At 63.1% G+C, this 17,123-nt stretch carries 18 protein-coding genes; 7 read left to right on the top strand and 11 right to left on the bottom strand.

From position 1 onward, the window contains the following. Entirely contained in the window at positions 1 to 1,341 is a 1,341-nt protein-coding gene (locus tag EFD56_RS23120; RefSeq protein WP_016734641.1) for an Nramp family divalent metal transporter, read from the top strand. Positions 1,342 to 1,441: 100 nt separating this feature from the next. On the opposite strand, the gene EFD56_RS23115 is transcribed toward EFD56_RS23120, so the two are convergent. Then, positions 1,442 to 2,236 carry a tRNA1(Val) (adenine(37)-N6)-methyltransferase gene (locus EFD56_RS23115; protein ID WP_085741892.1) on the bottom strand — a complete coding sequence of 265 codons (795 nt, stop codon included), beginning with the start codon at positions 2,234 to 2,236 and terminating at the stop codon, positions 1,442 to 1,444. A gap of 5 nt (positions 2,237 to 2,241) precedes the next feature. Continuing rightward, complete coding sequence (locus EFD56_RS23110; RefSeq protein WP_004672609.1) at positions 2,242 to 2,469, bottom strand: putative signal transducing protein; 228 nt, start codon at positions 2,467 to 2,469, stop codon at positions 2,242 to 2,244. Positions 2,470 to 2,578: 109 nt separating this feature from the next. Here EFD56_RS23110 and EFD56_RS23105 point away from each other — a divergent pair, with 109 nt between their 5' ends. The 4 genes from EFD56_RS23105 (at position 2,579) to moaB (ending at position 7,016) form a co-directional block, all read left to right on the top strand. Continuing rightward, complete coding sequence (locus tag EFD56_RS23105) at positions 2,579 to 3,592, top strand: polyprenyl synthetase family protein (RefSeq protein ID WP_126906375.1); 1,014 nt, start codon at positions 2,579 to 2,581, stop codon at positions 3,590 to 3,592. 131 nt (positions 3,593 to 3,723) lie between these two features. Next, positions 3,724 to 5,559, top strand: a complete 1,836-nt coding sequence (locus EFD56_RS23100; protein ID WP_085741891.1) for a tetratricopeptide repeat protein — start codon at positions 3,724 to 3,726, stop codon at positions 5,557 to 5,559. Positions 5,560 to 5,571: 12 nt separating this feature from the next. After that, the gene (locus tag EFD56_RS23095) at positions 5,572 to 6,465 is read left to right on the top strand and encodes a 4-(cytidine 5'-diphospho)-2-C-methyl-D-erythritol kinase (RefSeq protein WP_085741890.1); all 894 of its coding nucleotides are present in this window, start codon (positions 5,572 to 5,574) and stop codon (positions 6,463 to 6,465) included. Next, positions 6,465 to 7,016 (top strand): molybdenum cofactor biosynthesis protein B, encoded by a 552-nt coding sequence (gene moaB / locus EFD56_RS23090; RefSeq protein ID WP_037143686.1) that lies wholly within the window; start codon positions 6,465 to 6,467, stop codon positions 7,014 to 7,016. Before EFD56_RS23095 ends, moaB begins: the two co-directional genes overlap by 1 nt. Positions 7,017 to 7,055: 39 nt before the next feature. Here moaB and EFD56_RS23085 read toward each other — a convergent pair whose 3' ends face one another. Together EFD56_RS23085 and EFD56_RS23075 are read right to left on the bottom strand one after the other, a co-directional pair. Beyond that, positions 7,056 to 7,370, bottom strand: coding sequence for a hypothetical protein (locus EFD56_RS23085; protein ID WP_004672614.1), 315 nt, complete (start codon positions 7,368 to 7,370; stop codon positions 7,056 to 7,058). A gap of 403 nt (positions 7,371 to 7,773) precedes the next feature. Further along, entirely contained in the window at positions 7,774 to 8,292 is a 519-nt protein-coding gene (locus EFD56_RS23075; protein WP_085741889.1) for a glycosyltransferase family protein, read from the bottom strand. A gap of 139 nt (positions 8,293 to 8,431) precedes the next feature. Between EFD56_RS23075 and EFD56_RS23070 the strand changes: the two genes are divergently transcribed. Together EFD56_RS23070 and EFD56_RS23065 are read left to right on the top strand one after the other, a co-directional pair. Continuing rightward, positions 8,432 to 9,589, top strand: a complete 1,158-nt coding sequence (locus EFD56_RS23070) for a PA0069 family radical SAM protein (RefSeq protein ID WP_016734649.1) — start codon at positions 8,432 to 8,434, stop codon at positions 9,587 to 9,589. Positions 9,590 to 9,754: 165 nt separating this feature from the next. Continuing rightward, positions 9,755 to 10,444, top strand: a complete 690-nt coding sequence (locus EFD56_RS23065; RefSeq protein WP_085741888.1) for a ribonuclease HII — start codon at positions 9,755 to 9,757, stop codon at positions 10,442 to 10,444. 373 nt (positions 10,445 to 10,817) lie between these two features. Here EFD56_RS23065 and EFD56_RS23060 read toward each other — a convergent pair whose 3' ends face one another. The 7 genes from EFD56_RS23060 to EFD56_RS23025 form a co-directional block, all read right to left on the bottom strand. Continuing rightward, entirely contained in the window at positions 10,818 to 11,309 is a 492-nt protein-coding gene (locus EFD56_RS23060; RefSeq protein ID WP_004675824.1) for a F0F1 ATP synthase subunit B, read from the bottom strand. Positions 11,310 to 11,312: 3 nt separating this feature from the next. After that, on the bottom strand, positions 11,313 to 11,936 hold the full coding sequence (locus EFD56_RS23055; protein WP_004675823.1) for a F0F1 ATP synthase subunit B: 624 nt from the start codon (positions 11,934 to 11,936) through the stop codon (positions 11,313 to 11,315). A 77-nt stretch (positions 11,937 to 12,013) separates the two neighbouring features. Next, complete coding sequence (locus tag EFD56_RS23050) at positions 12,014 to 12,241, bottom strand: F0F1 ATP synthase subunit C (protein WP_003588243.1); 228 nt, start codon at positions 12,239 to 12,241, stop codon at positions 12,014 to 12,016. 67 nt (positions 12,242 to 12,308) lie between these two features. Then, positions 12,309 to 13,061, bottom strand: a complete 753-nt coding sequence (locus tag EFD56_RS23045) for a F0F1 ATP synthase subunit A (protein ID WP_010004512.1) — start codon at positions 13,059 to 13,061, stop codon at positions 12,309 to 12,311. Between the two features lie 62 nt (positions 13,062 to 13,123). Next, complete coding sequence (locus tag EFD56_RS23040; protein WP_004675822.1) at positions 13,124 to 13,462, bottom strand: AtpZ/AtpI family protein; 339 nt, start codon at positions 13,460 to 13,462, stop codon at positions 13,124 to 13,126. Positions 13,463 to 13,734: 272 nt separating this feature from the next. Beyond that, on the bottom strand, positions 13,735 to 14,943 hold the full coding sequence (locus EFD56_RS23035; protein WP_184336947.1) for a cell wall hydrolase: 1,209 nt from the start codon (positions 14,941 to 14,943) through the stop codon (positions 13,735 to 13,737). A 265-nt stretch (positions 14,944 to 15,208) separates the two neighbouring features. Further along, positions 15,209 to 17,107 carry a potassium transporter Kup gene (locus EFD56_RS23025; protein WP_004680422.1) on the bottom strand — a complete coding sequence of 633 codons (1,899 nt, stop codon included), beginning with the start codon at positions 17,105 to 17,107 and terminating at the stop codon, positions 15,209 to 15,211. Between the last annotated feature and the right edge of the window lie 16 nt (positions 17,108 to 17,123).

Here is a 17,123-nt window from a genome sequence, read left to right as displayed (position 1 = left end):
ATGGACGCCCTCAATCCCAATGCAACAAGCGGCTGGCGGCACGAACGCGGAGAGGCGTCGCTGTCGGATGTCTATCGCACCGTCGGAACTGGGCGTCACAGCTCGAGATGGCGCAGAGCGGCGGCCTTTGCCGGGCCGGGTTATATGGTCGCCGTCGGCTATATGGACCCCGGCAACTGGGCGACCTCGCTCGCCGGCGGCTCGAAATTCGGCTATGCGCTGCTCACCGTCGCACTGCTTTCCAACCTGATGGCAATCGTCCTGCAATCGCTCTGCGCGCGTCTGGCGATCGCCTCGGGCCGCGACCTTGCGCAGGCCTGCCGCGACGCCTATCCGAAATGGGTTTCGGTGCCGCTCTGGGCCTTTGCCGAAATTGCCATCATCGCCACTGACATCGCCGAGGTGATCGGCACCGCGATCGGCCTTAACCTGCTGATGGGCATTCCGCTCGAACTCGGCGTTCTCATCACCGCGCTCGACGTTTTCGTGATCCTCTTCCTGCAGAAACTCGGCTTCCGCTGGGTGGAAGCCTTCATCATCGCGCTGCTTGGCGTCATCGCGCTCTGCTTCGGCGTGCAGATACTGCTTGCCGACCCGCAATGGGGCTCCGTCATCACCGGCTTCTTCCCGACCACCGAGATCGTCACCAATCCTGAGATGCTCTATCTGGCGCTCGGCATTCTCGGCGCGACCGTCATGCCGCACAATCTCTACCTCCACTCCGGCATCGTGCAGACGCGGGCCTACGGCCATACGGTTCCGGAAAAGAAAGAGGCGCTGACCTATGCGACGATCGATTCAACGGTCGCTCTCTGCTTCGCGCTGCTGATCAACGCCTCGATCCTGATCCTGGCCGCGGCCGCCTTCAATGCGCATGGCAGGACCGACATCGTCGAACTCGGCGAGGCCCATTCGCTGCTGTCGCCGCTGCTGGGTCTCGCCATCGCGCCGACGCTGTTCGGCATCGCGCTTCTGTGCTGCGGTCTCAACTCGACGGTGACGGCGACGCTTGCCGGCCAGATCGTCATGGAAGGTTTCCTCAAGATCCGGCTGCAGCCATGGGTGCGCCGGCTGATCACCCGGGCGATCGCCATCGTGCCGGCTGCAATCGTCACCATCTGGTACGGCGACCAGGGCACGGCGCAGCTTTTGATCCTCACGCAGGTGGTGCTCAGCCTGCAGCTTTCCTTCGCCGTCTTCCCGCTCGTGATGTTCACCGCCAGCAAGGCCAAGATGGGCGAACTCGTCGCGCCGCGCTGGCTGAGCGGCATCGCCTATGTGATCGCGGTCGTGATCGCCGGGCTGAACGTCAAGCTGCTCTTCGACTTCGTCACCGGCTAGAACAGGATGATTTTAGGCCCGGCGGCCTAAAATCTGAATCCTGTTCTAAATTAAAGAGTTGAGCATGATGTCGTCCGAAAACCGCTCACACTTTTCGGCATCATGCTCTAGCCGCTGATCGAAGCCTGGCATAGGCCGCCCGGCCATTGTTGAAATCGTCGACGAGAGGGGAGAACCTGTGGCTCCCCTCGTCGTGCATGATGAGCGGCGCACGCAGCGACAGCCGCGCCCGCGATCCCTTGATCGCGGTCACCAGGATCCGCACGGCGTTTTCACCCTCGCGCGGATGGATGGCTGTCATTTCGATGCCGCCGAAGCGCCGGCCGCAAGCGTCGATGATCTCGGCGATCGATTGGGGCCTGGCGATCAGCGACAATTGCCCGCCGGGGATCATGATCGCGCCGGCCGTGCGGATCCAGCTTTCAAACAGGCCGTCGGTCATCGCATGGGCTTCGGCCTTCAGCGCATCCGGCGTGCGCCGGTCGCCGGCATCGTTGAAGGGTGGGTTCATGATGACGTGGTGGAAACTCTCATCGGTGAGGCCGGCATCGTTGCGCGCCTTGGCGGTCAGCGCCACATCCGCCTCGACGACGCTGACGCGGGCGGCAAGATGGGCATTTTCCGGCAGGAGAATGCTGCGGCGGGCATAATCGGCCATCTCGGCCGAACGCTCGAACAGCACCACTTGCGCCTTGGCAAGGCGCGAGGCGACGGCGAGACCGGCCGCACCGGCGCCGGCGCCGAGATCGGCAACCCGGACCGCACGGTTATCGGCGACGAGGGCGGCCAGCAGCATCGCATCCATGCCGGCGCGATGGCCCCTGCCCTGCGGCTGCACCAGGTGGAAGGCGCCGCGATGGAAGGCGTCGATTGTTTGGCCAGGCGCGCCGGTCATTTCGCTCACTTCCTGTCGCGCAGCTCGCCGCCGAGACCGGCGTCGATCAGGATGCGGCGGGCCTGGTCGGCCATCTCTTCGTCCACCAGCAGACGGCGCGGCAGCATGCCAAGCGAGCCTTCCAGCACGCTCATGCCCTGATCGGCGATGAAGCAATGAATGCCCGCATCCTTCATCAGGCTCTCGGCATAGGAGAGCAGAACGGGGTCGTTGGCGCGGATAAGTTCATGCATTTGCCGTGATTTTCCTTCCAATTTCGCCTTGCGCGACAATTCACCTCTTGCCGCGTCCATCGCCCCTTTCTATTGTCAGCTCATAATGAATGAACAGGAGTCCGGGTCGTTGGGCGTGGTCATACCGCTTGAAGAAAGCAAAAACAAACTGGCATCCATCAAGCCGCTGGTCGATCTCACCAGGGCCGATATGGAGCGGGTGAACCAGCTTATTCTGTCCAAGGCCGGCTCCGACGTGCAGATGATCCCCGAAGTGGCGAACCATCTGATTTCATCCGGCGGCAAGCGGCTGCGGCCGATGCTGACGCTGGCGGCCGCCTCGCTGTTCGACTACCGCGGCGAAAATCACGTCAAGCTCGCGACCTCGGTCGAATTCATGCACACGGCGACACTGCTGCATGACGACGTCGTCGACGAAAGCGACCTGCGCCGCGGCAAATCGACAGCGCGGATGATCTGGGGCAACCAGGCAAGCGTGCTGGTCGGCGACTTCCTGCTCGGCCAAGCCTTCCGCATGATGGTCGATGTCGGCTCGCTCGACGCGCTCGACGTGCTGTCTTCCGCCGCCTGCGTGATCGCCGAAGGTGAAGTGCTGCAGCTTTCCGTCGCCAAGAACATGGAGACGACGGAGGACGATTATCTCTCCGTCATCCGCGCCAAGACGGCGGCCCTCTTTGCCGCCGCCGCCGAAGTCGGGCCGATCGTTGCCGAAGCCGGCCGCTCCGGCCGCAACGCGCTGAAATCCTACGGCATGAATCTGGGGCTCGCCTTCCAGCTCGTCGACGATGCGCTCGATTATGGCGGCAAGGCCGCCGATCTCGGCAAGAATGTCGGTGACGATTTCCGCGAAGGCAAGATCACGCTGCCCGTCATCCTCGCCTATCGCCGCGGCACCGAGGATGAGCGCGCCTTCTGGCGCGATGCGATCGAGGCCGGCAACAGCGGCGCCAATCTGGAAAAGGCCCTCGGGCTGATCACCAAATACGGCACGCTCGCCGACACGATCGGCCGGGCGGTCCATTACGGCACGATCGCCCGCGACGCGCTGGCGCCGCTTCCCGATACGGTATGGAAATCCGCCCTGATGGAAGTGATCGATTTCTGCATCGAGCGCGTCAACTGATCAAACGTTCTCGATCGCGGGCTGATTTTCTTGCGGCGCCGCTTCAAAAAAGCCATCCTGTTATGAATCAGTGATCACAACTGATTTGCGATCGGCATCATGGCCGGACGCTCTCGAAGAAAGGTTTCCTCATGCGGCAGAGACTTGCCATCCGTCTTCTTACGAGCGCAGCATTGGCGGCTGTTCTTTCGCTCGGCGGCGTCGCCGGCGTGAACGCCGAAGATGCGGCCAAGACGGCGGCCGATGCCGGCAAAACCGATAGCTTCGATGCCGACAGCGTCACCACTTTCTCCGGCGCCTTCCTCGCCGCGCGCACCGCCGACGTCGATCATGACTATGATACGGCGATCGAGCTCTACAAGAAGGCGCTGCAGATCGAGCCCGGCAATCCGGAGATTCGCCAGCGGCTGATGATCTCGCTGCTGCTCAACGGCGACATCAAGGAGGGCGTCAAATATGCCAACGACCTGAAGGGCGATCCCTCGGTCGAGCGCATCACCACCATCGTGCGCGGCATGGATGCCGTGCGCCGCGACGACTACAAGACCGCCGAATCCATCCTGAAATACAAGGGTCCGAACGATCTCGACCGGATGATGAACGACCTGCTGCTCGCCTGGGCCCGGGTCGGCGCCGGCCGCGGCAAGGAAGCGCTTGCCATGGTCGAGAAGATGAAGGGGCCGGATTGGGTCCGCATCTTCCAGAATTACAATGCCGGCGCGATCGCCGTCGTCGCCGGCGACGTGAAATCGGCCCGCCAGCATCTGAACGACGCCGTGCTCGACAAGGAAGGCGGTGCGACGGCGCCCGATACCTTCATGCGCGCGGTCATGGCGCTTGCCCGCCTCGAAGCGTCACAGGGCAACAAGCAGAAGGCGCTCGACGCCGTGTCCGTCGGCGACAACCTGTTGCCGAATTATGCGCCGCTGAACGCGCTGCGCGACAGCATCGAAAAGGGCGAGAAGCAGGAGCAGCAGGTCAAGACCGCTGAAGAAGGGGCCGCCGGCGTGCTGTTTTCGGTCGGCGGCGCGCTGAACCGCGACGGCGCCGAGGACATCGTCTCGCTCTACCTGCAGACGGCCAATGCACTCGACCCCAACAGCGCCGATACGCTGGTGCTGCTCGGCGGCATCGCCGAGAAGCAGAACCAGATGGACCGCGCCATCGCGCTCTACAAGAAGGTGCCGGAAAATTCGCCGATGCGGCGCATCTCCGAGCTGCAGCTCGGCCTTGCCCTTGCCCAGGGCGGCAAGGTCGACGAAGCCCGCAAGCACCTGCAGGCGCTGATCGCCTCCGACCCGAAGGACATCCGCAGCTACCTCGCCTATGGCAGCGTGCTCTCCGACGCCAAGGATTACGAGGCAATGGCCGCCAATTACGACAAGGCCGTCGAAGTGATCGGCCCCTTTCCCGGCCGCCCCAATTGGAGCGTCTTCTTCCAGCGCGGCATCGCCTATGAGCGGCTGAAGAAGTGGGACCAGGCGGAGCCGAATTTCCGCAAGGCCCTGGAACTCAATCCCGATCAGCCGCAGGTGCTGAACTATCTCGGCTATTCCTGGATCGACATGAACCGGAATCTCGACGAGGGTCTCGGCATGATCAAGAAGGCCGTCGAGCTTCGTCCTGACGACGGCTACATCATCGATTCGCTCGGCTGGGCCTATTTCCGCCTCAACCGCTTCGACGATGCTGTCGACGAGCTGGAGCGGGCCGCACAGATCAAGGCTGGCGACGCCACGATCAACGACCATCTCGGCGACGCCTACTGGCGCGTCGGCCGTAAGCTCGAGGCCGTCTATCAGTGGAACCGGGCGCTTGCCTCCGAGCCGGAAGCCGCCGAAATTCCGAAGATCAAGGACAAGGTCGCCAACGGCCTGCCTCCTGCCAGCGACGATGCCAAGGCGGCCGACAAGAAGCAGCCGGATCCGGCACCGGTCACTCCGCCGCCGGTCGACAAGAAATCCTGACGGGCGGCAAACATGCCTGAAGCCGGCTTGGCCGAGGCCTTCGGCGCCACCGAAGTGGCGCGCGCGAAGATCAACCTCGCTTTGCATGTGACCGGCCAGCGGCCGGATGGCTACCATCTGCTCGATATGCTGGTGACCTTCGCCGATTGCGGCGACCGGCTCGGTTTCCTGCCTGCACAGGCCGACGCTTTCACGCTGTCTGGCCCTTTCGGCGAGTCGCTTGCCGGAGACGGCGGCAATCTGGTGTTGCGGGCCCGCGATCTCCTGCGCGAGCAGGTCGGCGCCCTCGCCTTCCCGGTGCATATCCATCTGCAAAAGAACCTGCCGATCGCTTCCGGCATCGGCGGCGGCTCGGCCGATGCGGCCGCGACGCTGCGCGGGCTGATGCGGCTCTGGGGCATGAGTTTGCCGGCGGAGGCGCTTGCCCGCCTCGCGCTGACGCTCGGCGCCGATGTGCCGATGTGTTTTGAAAGTCGGCCGCTGATCGCCCGCGGCATCGGCGAAAGAATCGAAGCCGTGCCGGATCTGCCGGCCTTCGCCATGGTGCTCGCCAATCCCCTGAAGGGCGTTTCGACGCCTGAGGTCTTCCGCCGGCTGGCGGCAAAGAACAATCCGGCCCTGCATCTCGCTCGCAGCTTGTCCGCGACCGGCGACTGGCTCACGGCGATCGGATCGGCCCGCAACGATCTGGAGCCGCCAGCGCACGAACTGGTGCCGGAGATTGCCGTGATCTCGCAGATGCTGCAGGCGCACGGCGCGCTCATCACCCGCATGTCCGGCTCCGGCGCCACCTGCTTCGGGATCTTTTCGACAATGACGGCGGCGCAAGAGGCGGCGGCAGCTCTTCACGGCGAGCGGCCCGACTGGTATGTCCAGGCGACGGAAACGGTTTCGGGAGGCATGTAATGGCAGGTCTGGACGAGAAGCGGCCGTTCATCGCCGTCGGCATCGCCATTCTCACCGTCTCGGATACCCGCACGCCGGAAACCGACAAATCCGGCGATACGCTGGCGGCGCGGATCACTGAGGCGGGTCACCGGCTGGTCGACCGGACGATCGTGCCTGACGACCGGGACGCAATCGCCGCGCAGGTCAAGGCCTGGACCGAACGGGACGACATCGATGTCGTCATAACCTCAGGCGGCACCGGCTTTACCGGCCGCGATGTGACGCCCGAGGCGCTGGAACCCTTGTTCGAAAAGCGCATGGACGGCTTTTCCGCCGTCTTTCACCGCATTTCCTACGACAAGATCGGCACGGCGACGATCCAGTCGCGCGCCACGGCAGGTGTCGCCAACGCCACCTTCATCTTCGCTCTGCCGGGCTCGCCCGGCGCCTGCCGGGATGCCTGGGACGGCATCCTGAAAGCGCAGCTCGACTACCGCAGCACGCCGTGCAACTTCGTCGAGATCATGCCGCGTCTCGACGAGCATCTGAAACGCGGCGCCAAGAAATAGAATTTCGCCAGAAGCCAATCCGAACGATCACGACACTCTTCAGGTCGCAAGGCCTGGCAGAGACGGCATCGTTTCCCAGCTGTCACCCGACAGCAGGATGCAACTTACACCGTGAACATCCGTGACGACGAGCGTCCAGGTGCCGCTTTCGGCGGCATAGACCTCGAGGATGGCGTTCTCGTTGACCAGCCCGACCGCTGTCAGCTTCTCAGCAAAATTCGTGTCCAGGAATTTGACGACGTCGGATCGGCCTGCGCAACTGAGCATCGCCTGCGATGCTGCCGAATGCGGATGCGCGATCATCAACATCGCCGATATGACGGCCACAAAACCGTAAAGCATATGGCGGGTCATGACGCACCTCCTTTCGCCGGAAACCCGGCAGAAGAGGAGATTTTCGCCGACCTGTTCTGCCGTCCACCGGCATTCCATGGCCATCCGTTGCGAAGCGCGGCGCTTCGGCGGCGCCATCCACGAATTATAGCGCGAAATCTGATCGGGCGCCATTTTTTGCGCGATGTGGGGATGCTTCTGCGAAGGCGATCCGGGCGAGAGCAGCCCCTCATCCGCCTGCCGGCACCTTCTCCCCGCCTGCGGGGCGAAGGGACCATGCCGCGACCTCTCCGTCTCTCTCCAGCCTCTCGCAGGGCACGTCCCCTCTCCCCGTCAGAACGGGGAGAGGGTTAGGGTGAGGGGCAGTTTTCGGCGCCAACTAGACACGCGTGGTCAAGCCCAGAGGAAGATGGAGAAAAATCCTTCACCGCGCGGCGCGCGCCACCCAGGACGGAATCAATTCACTGGCGAGTTTGCGCGGCTTCTGGCCCTTGACGAATGCGGCAAGGGACATGCCGCTCCTGGCAGCGGCCAGCGCCTGGCTTTTCGGCAGCAGCAGGCCAAGTTCCAGCGGCGGGGTGGCGCGGCCGATGCGCTCGAAAAACGGGCGCCGGTAACCGCGCGAGGCGGTGAAGCGCGCCGGCAGCTTGTTGAGCGCGATATATTCGGCAATCTCGTCGATCCAGCCCGCCTGCGGGCGTGCACCGGGCTCGATGAAAAGCAGCCAGTCGCCGCGGGCGGAACCGATGATTTCCTTGATATCCCACTGCGAATGAAACCGGCAGCCGGCCGCGTCGGCGACCCGCGACGTGCCGTCGCGCGAGCCATGATCGAGCACGACAACATCGCCGACGAGCCCCTCCACCGCGCCTGCCACCAAGACCGACAGGGTCTGGGCCAGCTCGGATTCCTGATCCTGACATTCGAGAACAACCGTCAACATCGCCTACTCATAATGCGCCGCACAAATTTTTGCCAGCGGCGTTTTCCGCATTTTGTTCTTGCATTGTTCTCAATTTGCCGATAGGAATTTAATCATCAAAACGGGCGGAGGCGATCGCTTCCCGCTGCGGGAGAATCCGATGAGAGAGCAGTCCCTGGCAGGGCAGGCCGCATTCGCGCCTGCCAATACGGCAGATATTGCCGATGCGATGATCGTGTCCTCCGGGCTGAGGGTCGAGGGCGAGCGGCGACGCGGGCGCGGCGCAGGACTGAACCCGACCGGCCGCTTCGAGGCGCTGCAGCGGGAGACTTTTGATGATGGCTGGCAGACGCTGGAAGAGCTGCCGCCGTTCAAGACCGAGGTGCAGATCGAAAAGCCGCGCACGGCCATCACCCGCAACGAATCGCCCGACGTCGCCTTCGACCGCTCGATCAATCCCTATCGCGGCTGCGAGCATGGCTGCATCTATTGTTTCGCCCGGCCGACGCACGCCTATATGGGGCTTTCGGCGGGGCTCGATTTCGAGACGAAGCTGTTTGCCAAGCCGGATGCGGCAAAGCTGCTGGAGCGGGAACTCGCCAAGCCGGGCTACAAGGTGCGGGCGATCGCCATCGGCACCAATACCGACCCCTATCAGCCGGTCGAGAAGGAATGGCGCATCATGCGCGGCATTCTCGAGGTTTTGAACAAGGCGAACCATCCGGTCTCGATCGTCACCAAGTCGGCGATGATCCTGCGCGATCTCGACATTCTGCAGGAGATGGCGGCGAAGAACCTGGTGCGTGTCGGTATCTCCGTGACCACGCTCGACCGCAAGCTTGCCCGGACGATGGAGCCGCGCGCCGCCACGCCGCCGCGGCGGCTGGAGACCATTCACACGCTGTCGGAAGCTGGGATCCAAACGGCTGTGATGGCCGCCCCGCTGATCCCGGCGCTGAACGATCACGAGCTGGAGCGTATCCTCGAATCGGCCAAGGCGGCCGGCGCCGTCGAGGCGAGCTATGTCATCCTCAGGCTGCCGCTCGAAGTGAGCCCGCTGTTCCGCGACTGGCTGCTGCAGCATTATCCCGATCGCTACCGGCATGTGATGTCGCTGGTGCGCTCGATGCGCGGCGGCAAGGATTACGATGCAGAATTCGGCAAGCGCATGAAGGGCGCCGGTCCCTATGCGTGGCAGATCGCCCGGCGCTTCGAAATGGCAGCGAGACGCTTCGGCTTGACGCGACGCGGCCTGCCGCTGCGCGACGATCTGTTCGTGCCGCCGGATGGCAGCGGCATCCAGCTGTCGCTGCTCTGATTTAGAAAATTTGCGCATCGGCCCTCGGGAAACCGCCCTGTTTTCGAGCCCCGAGCGCAATTCCGCGGATGGCCCTGACCGCCACCATCCGCCGGACCGTCCCCGGCCCGCCGCCCTGATCCGGGGACTTGCGGGAAATCGGGTTGGCGTGCGAGGTTCAGCCGCATGAAACCTCGCACGTCACCCGATTCTCCCCTGCTGTTCGACACGGCTCCGCTCGTGCCGGATTTCCGCCTGGAGCTCAAAGCCCGCAAGGCCGGCCACTGGCCTGTCGCAGGGGCCGACGAGGCCGGCCGCGGGCCGCTTGCCGGGCCGGTCGTCGCCGCCGCCGTCATCCTCGATCCGAAGCGCATCCCCGAGGGCCTCAACGATTCCAAGCAGCTTTCGGCGCAGCGGCGCGAGGAATTGTTCGTGCAGATTCTCGCGACCGCGACCGTCTCGATCGCCTCTTCCAGCTCGACGCGCATCGATGAGACGGATATCCGCAAGGCAAGCCTCGACGCCATGCGCCGCGCCATCTGCAGTCTTGCCGTTCCGGCAAGCTACGTGCTGACCGACGGCCTCGACGTGCCGCCCGGCCTCGCTTGTCCCGGGCAGGCTGTGGTCAAGGGCGACGCCCGTTCGGTCTCGATCGCCGCCGCCTCGATTGTCGCCAAGGTGACACGCGACCGGATGATGGCGCGCGCCCACAATGTCTTTCCGGATTATGGCTTCGCCGCGCATGCCGGGTACGGCACCGCGCAGCACCGCGCCGGCATCGAGAAACACGGCCCGTGCTCCCTGCACCGAATGAGTTTCCGGCCGTTGCGCAAGGGCGAGGACGGGCCCGAGATGGATGAGTTGATCCCGGAATAGGCCTGCTCAACCGGCACGAGCCTGCGGCTGTCCGTTCCACACCCGATGGCGGCCCCTGACCCTAGCCCTAACCCTAGCCCTCTCCCCGTAAACGGGGCGAGGGGACGTGCCCTGCGCGAGTGGGAGAGGGACCGAAAGCTCGCGGCACATCCCCTTCGCCCCGCAAGCGGGGGTCCGAAGGACGGGTCGAGACCCGTGGCTCGACCCCGGTCGGTGCCGGCAGGCGGATGAGGGGCTGGCGATGATCTGCTCGGCCGGATTTCGCATGATCAGTGAATTCCGCCCGCATGGAAACAACGCGGCGAACGGGGCCACTCAACAACAAAAAAGGCCGGGACATGCCCGGCCTTTTCCTCATTCCATTCGATACCGCTCAGTTGAGCCGCGTCTTGACCTGGCTGACGGCATTGCCGAACAGTTCGGACTGGACCTTGGCGTCGGCCTGCTTGGCGAGCACCGTTTCGGCGGCGGCGATCGCCAGATCGACGGCGGCGGAACGGACCGCCTTCATCGCTTCGGCCTCGGCCTGCAGAATCTTCTGCTCGGAGAGCGCCGTGCGATTGGCGACGAATTCTTCCGTCTTCTTCTTCGCATCGGCGGTCAGCATCTCAGCTTCGCGCTCGGCGGCGGCAACGATGTGAGCCGCCTCGGCTTCCGCTTCCTTGCGCTTGCGCTGGTATTCGGCGAGCAGGTGCTGGGCCTCTTCGCGCAGACGCTTGGCTTCAGCCAGCTCGTTGCGGATCTGATCGGCGCGGTCATCAAGCGACCGTGCCATCATGCCGGGAACCTTCAGGTAGACGACCAGCGCCAGGAACAGGACGAGGCCAACAAAAGCGAAGAAAGTCGCGTCAAGATGAAATTCCATCGCTTAAGCCTCCTTCTTGGCGGCCGCGACGGCGGCGGCGACATCAGCCTGGGCAGCAGTGCCGCCGATCAGCTGTTCGACGACGGCAGCCGCCGTTTCCTCGGCGATGGTGCCGACATCGGCGAACGCCTTCGCCTTGATGTCGGCGATGCGGACTTCGGCAGCCTTGATCTTTTCCGACAGGCTCGCCTCGACAGCGCGGCGATCCTCTTCGGCCTTGGCCTTGGCGGCGTCGCGGGCGGCCGAGCCGATCGCATTCGACTTGGCGCGGGCAGCGGCGAGCTCGCCTTCATAGGTCTGGACGGCGGCGTCGGCTTCCGCCTTCAGGCGGCCTGCTTCTTCCAGGTCCTGGGAGATGCGCGTGTGACGCTGATCGAGGATGGCCCCGATGCGCGGCGCGATGACCTTTTGCATAAGGAGGTAGAAGACGCTGAACGTAATCACCAGCCAGAGCAGCTGGGATGCGTAGGTCGTCGAATCGAAAGGCGGGAACGGGCCGCGGGCGTGTTCGCCTTCGGCAACGCCGGTCTCCGTATGGACCTCGCCTGCGGCCGGAGCGGCATGCGCATCCGTGCCAGTCGCTGCCGCCGGTGCTTCTTCAGCGTAAGCCGGGGTCACAAAAAACATGCTCACCTCCAGGTGGACTGCAAATGCAAAGGATCACGGCTTGCGGTGGCAGGCCGTGATCCATCTATCCGCCGATATCAGACGGCGAAGAGCAGGAGGAGAGCGACGAGCAGCGAGAAGATGCCCAGAGCTTCCGTAACGGCGAAGCCGAATACCAGACGGCCGAACTGGCTGTCAGCGGCAGACGGATTGCGCAGAGCGCCGGAGAGGTAGCTGCCGAAGATATTGCCGAGGCCGAGAGCCGTACCGGCCATACCAAAGCAAGCCAGACCTGCACCGATGAACTTTGCTGCTTCCGCTTCCATGTTGAACTCCTTTGAAATGGTTGTTGCGGCGAATGACTGACGCCCTTTGACGTCGATGTCGTTATCCTTAGTGCCCGCCCGGATGGATCGCGTCATTGAGGTACATGCAAGTCAGCACCGCAAAGACGTAAGCCTGGAGGAAGGCGACGAGGAACTCGAGACCGGTCAGGGCGACGGTCATGATCAGGGGAAGAACGGCTCCGCCGACACCGACGGCACCGAGGGCTCCAAGCGAGGCGACGAAGCCTGCGAACACCTTCAGCGTGATGTGACCGGCGAGCATGTTCGCAAAAAGACGAACAGAGAGCGAAATCGGACGGGACAGGAAGGAAATGATTTCAATCGCGACGACCAGCGGCAACAGAATGCCCGGCACGCCCGAAGGCACGAAGACATTCAGGAAGTGGAAGCCGTGCTTATAGAAGCCGTAGACCAGCACCGTGCCGATGACGAGGATCGCCAGCGCGAAGGTGACGATGATCTGGCTCGTCACCGTGAAGAAATAGGGAAACATACCGAGCAGATTCGCCGTCAGCACGAACATGAACAGCGAGAAGACCAGCGGGAAGAACTTCATTCCCTGCTTGCCCGCGCCTTCCTTCAGCATATTGGCGATGAATTCATAGGACATTTCCGCGACCGACTGCGAACGGCCCGGCACGATGGCGCGGTTCGACGTCGCGAAATAGAGGAAGCCGACGGCAACGGCAGCCGAAGCGGCCATGAACAGCGAGGCGTTGGTGAACGAAAAATCAATTCCGCCGACTTCGATCGGGACAATCTTCTGGATCAGGAACTGATGAGTCGGATCGTTAGACACCGCTTGTTCTCTCTCTTTGGCCCGCAGGACGCGGGGTCATTGCACGGGACCGGGACCGGTCCTTATTTTTTGTCGTCCTTGTCGTCCAGGGGATGGGCCACCACCCCCGCAGAACGCAGCACGTTCAGAACGCCGGCACAGAATCCGAGAAGCAGAAGAACAATCAACCCCCAAGGCGCCGTGCCAACAAAACGGTCGAGGAGATAGCCAAGGACGGCACCGACGACAATGGCGGCAATGAACTCGCTGGAAAGCTTCATCGCCTGGGCATAACCTTTGCGGCTTACCTCGGCTTGGGCCTCGTTTGCGTGTTCCACTCCCGCCTCAGCGCGCTTGGTTGCGAGTTCCGCTCCCAATTGCGCACGGCGCTTTTCAAGACTTTCCTCGCGGTCGTCCGCCATGGATCTCTCCTCGCCTGCCCGTCGCCCGCACTCCCGCTACCCCGGTCATTCGGACCCCGGACGCGAAGGTTGAGACCCTTCCGGCCCGTTCTGAAGTCGCGCGCAACATAGTTTTAGGGATTAGTATAGTCAAGGCGTAGACAGCTTCTGTCCAGCGAGAAAATAATCCTGTCGAATCAAATGGATAAAGCGCTCAAAGGCCGATCGAGCAAATTCGACGGAAAGAATCCGCTTTTCGGGGCCGGAAATCGACCGGACCCGGACGATTTATCTCAGCTCCAGCCGCCGCCATAGGTGCGGTAGAAGACGTGGAGGCCGATGCGGCCGACCTTTTCCATGGTCTTTGCCCATTTCGGGCGGACGTAGACGGCGTGGTAGTGGGTCGCCGAGCCCACCTGCGGCAGCCAGATCTTGCCTGATGTCACCGCCATCGCCACGTCGCGGGCGACCCGCCAGTGATATTCCGAGTTCACCCTGTCCTTGATGGCGTCGCAGGCGAAGGAAAACTGGCAGCGGTTGCGCCAGTCCTCGTTCTGATAGACGACGCCGCAAATGCTCTTCGGATAGGCAGGATTGCGGACGCGGTTGAGGATGACCTGGGCGACGGCCGCTTGGCCCTTCACCGATTCTCCACGCGCCTCGAAATAGATGCCGGAGGCAAGACATTGCTGCTCACGGGCGGAAAAAACGCTTGCCGGCAGCACGCTTGCGGCCCAGGCGTGATCGCGCGGGCCGATTTCGGGGACGAAGCGGCCGCTGTCCGGCTCGGTCAGGATCGAATCGAAGGGTGACTGGCGGGAATAATCGGGTGCTGCCGGCGCATAGGCCGTGGCCAGCACATCGGCCTTGTTGCTGGTGACGAGGCTTGCGAGCATCGCCGGCACGCCATTATCCTCGATCACCGGCCGCTTCTTATAGAAAGACGTAGCGATCTCGATTTCCTTGCCCTGGATCTTCGGCTTGACGAAGGCCGACCTTTCGTTGAGATCGAAGCTCGGGGTGAACAGCATCCTGGTGCGCTCGAGGATGGAGCCGGCGGAAAAATCCTTCGGCGGCTGCATTTTTTCGACGGCGACGATGCGGCTCTTCTTCATGGCGCGATTGACGCGATCCTCGTCCGGCGTGTCCTCGTGGCCCTTGTCTTTGGCAGTAAAAGCAACCTTACGGCCATCCGGCAGCACCATGCCGGCGCCCGACGAAATCGAACCCGTCACCTCAGGATCGGCAAAAGCGAGTTCGGCCTGATGGATGGAGCCGGCCGGAGAGTTGGTCAGCACCATGCGCCAGCTCTCGCCTTCACGATCGAGACCGGCGAGCATGGTGGCGAGATCGGCGTGGGAGGCGACACTCGGGAAGATCAGCCAGGCTGCGAGCCCGAAGATTACAGGCGATACCCAGTTCTCGGGAAGACGCAGCTTGCTACGGGAAGAGCTCTTTCGACGCAACACCAACTCCGGGCATGGAACGCGGGAACATTCCACCGAAAATCTCTCATTAACCTTGACGTCCGGTTAACGGGCCGTGCCGGAATGTGGCTATGCGTAGTTTTGCATGTTCTAATGTGGCTTGTTTGACAGGGACGCATCCCCAATCTCCGTCATCCTGGGCCTTGAGCCGAGGATCCATGCCGCGGCTGCTGGTGGGTGCCGTATGGATGCTCGGCTCAGGGCCGAGCCTGACGGAGGACCAGTTGGCGGAAGCAGCCAGACAGCGCAGACACGCGTGTCGGGAATGTCGCCGCACCCGTCAAATAATCACATGCGACCCCAGTTCCACCACGCGGTTTGCCGGCAGGCGGAAGTAGTCCGAGGGATTGGCGGCGGCGTTGGCAAGGGCGATGTAGAGCCGGTCCTGCCAATAGGGCATGCCTGATTTGGCGTCCGGCACCAGCTTGCGGCGGCCGAGATAGAAGGAGGTCGACATGATGTCGAACTTCAGCCCAGTCTTGCGCAGCGTCGCCAGGGCCTGCGAAACATTCTGCGATTCCATGAAGCCGAACAGCAGTTCGACGCGCGAGAAGCGCTCGGAGATCTGCTCGACCTTGTAACGGTCGTGGCTCGGCACGCGCGGCTTGTTGACCGTGCGGATCGTCAGGATGACGTTGCGGTCGTGCAGCACGTGATTGTGCTTGAGATTGTGCAAGAGGGCGGCGGGTGCGGATTCCGGATCGCTGGTCAGGAAGATCGCCGTGCCGGGAACCTGGGCCGGCGAATGCTCGCTCTTGCGCTCGATGGAACTGACGAAGGAGGCGAGCGGAATATCGGTGTGGCGGGTCTTTTCCATCAGGATCGCCGTGCCGCGGCGCCAGGTCCACATGACGACGGTGAAGGCGGTGGCGATCAGGATCGGGATATAACCGCCGTCGTGGATCTTCAAAAGATTGGCGCCGAGGAAGATCATTTCGAGCACGACCAGCGGCGCAAGCGCGATCACCGCAACCGGCAGCGACCAGTTCCAGCGGGCGCGGACGAATTCGAAGGCCATGATCGAGGTGACGACCATGGCGCCGGTGACGGAAATGCCGTAGGCGGTCGCCAGCGCGTCCGAGGTCTTGAAGCTCAACACCAGGAAGATGACACCGAAGAACAGCACGGCATTGACCGACGGCACGAAGATCTGCCCGGTATTCGTTTCCGAGGTGAAGAGAATTTCCATGCGCGGCAGGAAGCCGAGGTTGATGCCCTGGCGCACCAGCGAGAAGGCGCCCGTGATGACGGCCTGGCTGGCGATGATCGTCGCAGCGGTGGCCAGGATGACGACCGGCAGCAGCGCCCATTGCGGATACATCAGATAGAAGGGATCGGACATGGTCTCCGGCCGGCCGAGCACGAGAGCGCCCTGGCCGAGATAGTTCAGCGTCAGCGCCGGAAACACCAGAGCGAACCAGGCCCATTGAATGGGGCGGCGGCCGAAATGGCCGAGATCGGCATATAGCGCTTCGGCGCCGGTCACCGTCAGGAAGACGGCGCCGAGCACGACGACGCCGTAGAAGCCCTCGTGCAGCAGGAAGCTGACGGCATAATAGGGATTGAAGGCGGCGAGGATGCCGAAATCATCCGAGATATGGGAAATGCCGGCGGCGGCCATGACAATGAACCAGACCGCGGTGATCGGCCCGAAGAATTTGGCGACGGCGCCGGTGCCGCGCGACTGGACGACAAAGAGCAGCGCCAGGATCACCACCGAGATCGGCACGATATAGTCCGCCAGACTAGGTGTGACGAGCTTCAGACCCTCGACGGCCGACAGCACTGAAAGCGCCGGGGTGATCATCGCATCGCCGAGGAACAGCGCCGCGCCCATCAGCCCGAGCAGCATCAGGAGAGCGGTGTGGCCGTTGGCGGTCTTCATCAAAAGGGCGAGCAGCGACAGCGTGCCGCCCTCCCCGTCGTTATCGGCGCGCAGCAGGAAAAGCACGTATTTGATGGTGACGATGATGGTCAGCGCCCAGATCATCAGCGAGATCAGGCTGATGACCTCGAACCGGGTGACGCCGTCATGGGCGACCGGCTTCAGCGCCTCGCGAAACGCATAGAGCGGGCTCGTCCCGATGTCGCCGTAGACGACGCCGACGGAACCGAGCGCGAGATAGAACAGTTTGCGCGGCGTCATATGGCGGTCGTGCGGATGGCTCTCTTCGGACATGAAATTTCACAGGCTC

The sequence above is a fragment of the Rhizobium phaseoli genome (genome assembly GCF_003985125.1).
GTDB classification, from domain to species: Bacteria; Pseudomonadota; Alphaproteobacteria; order Rhizobiales; family Rhizobiaceae; genus Rhizobium; species Rhizobium phaseoli.
The sequence above is the reverse complement of the archived record's forward strand: the minus strand, read 5'-3'. Positions and strand labels throughout refer to the sequence as shown.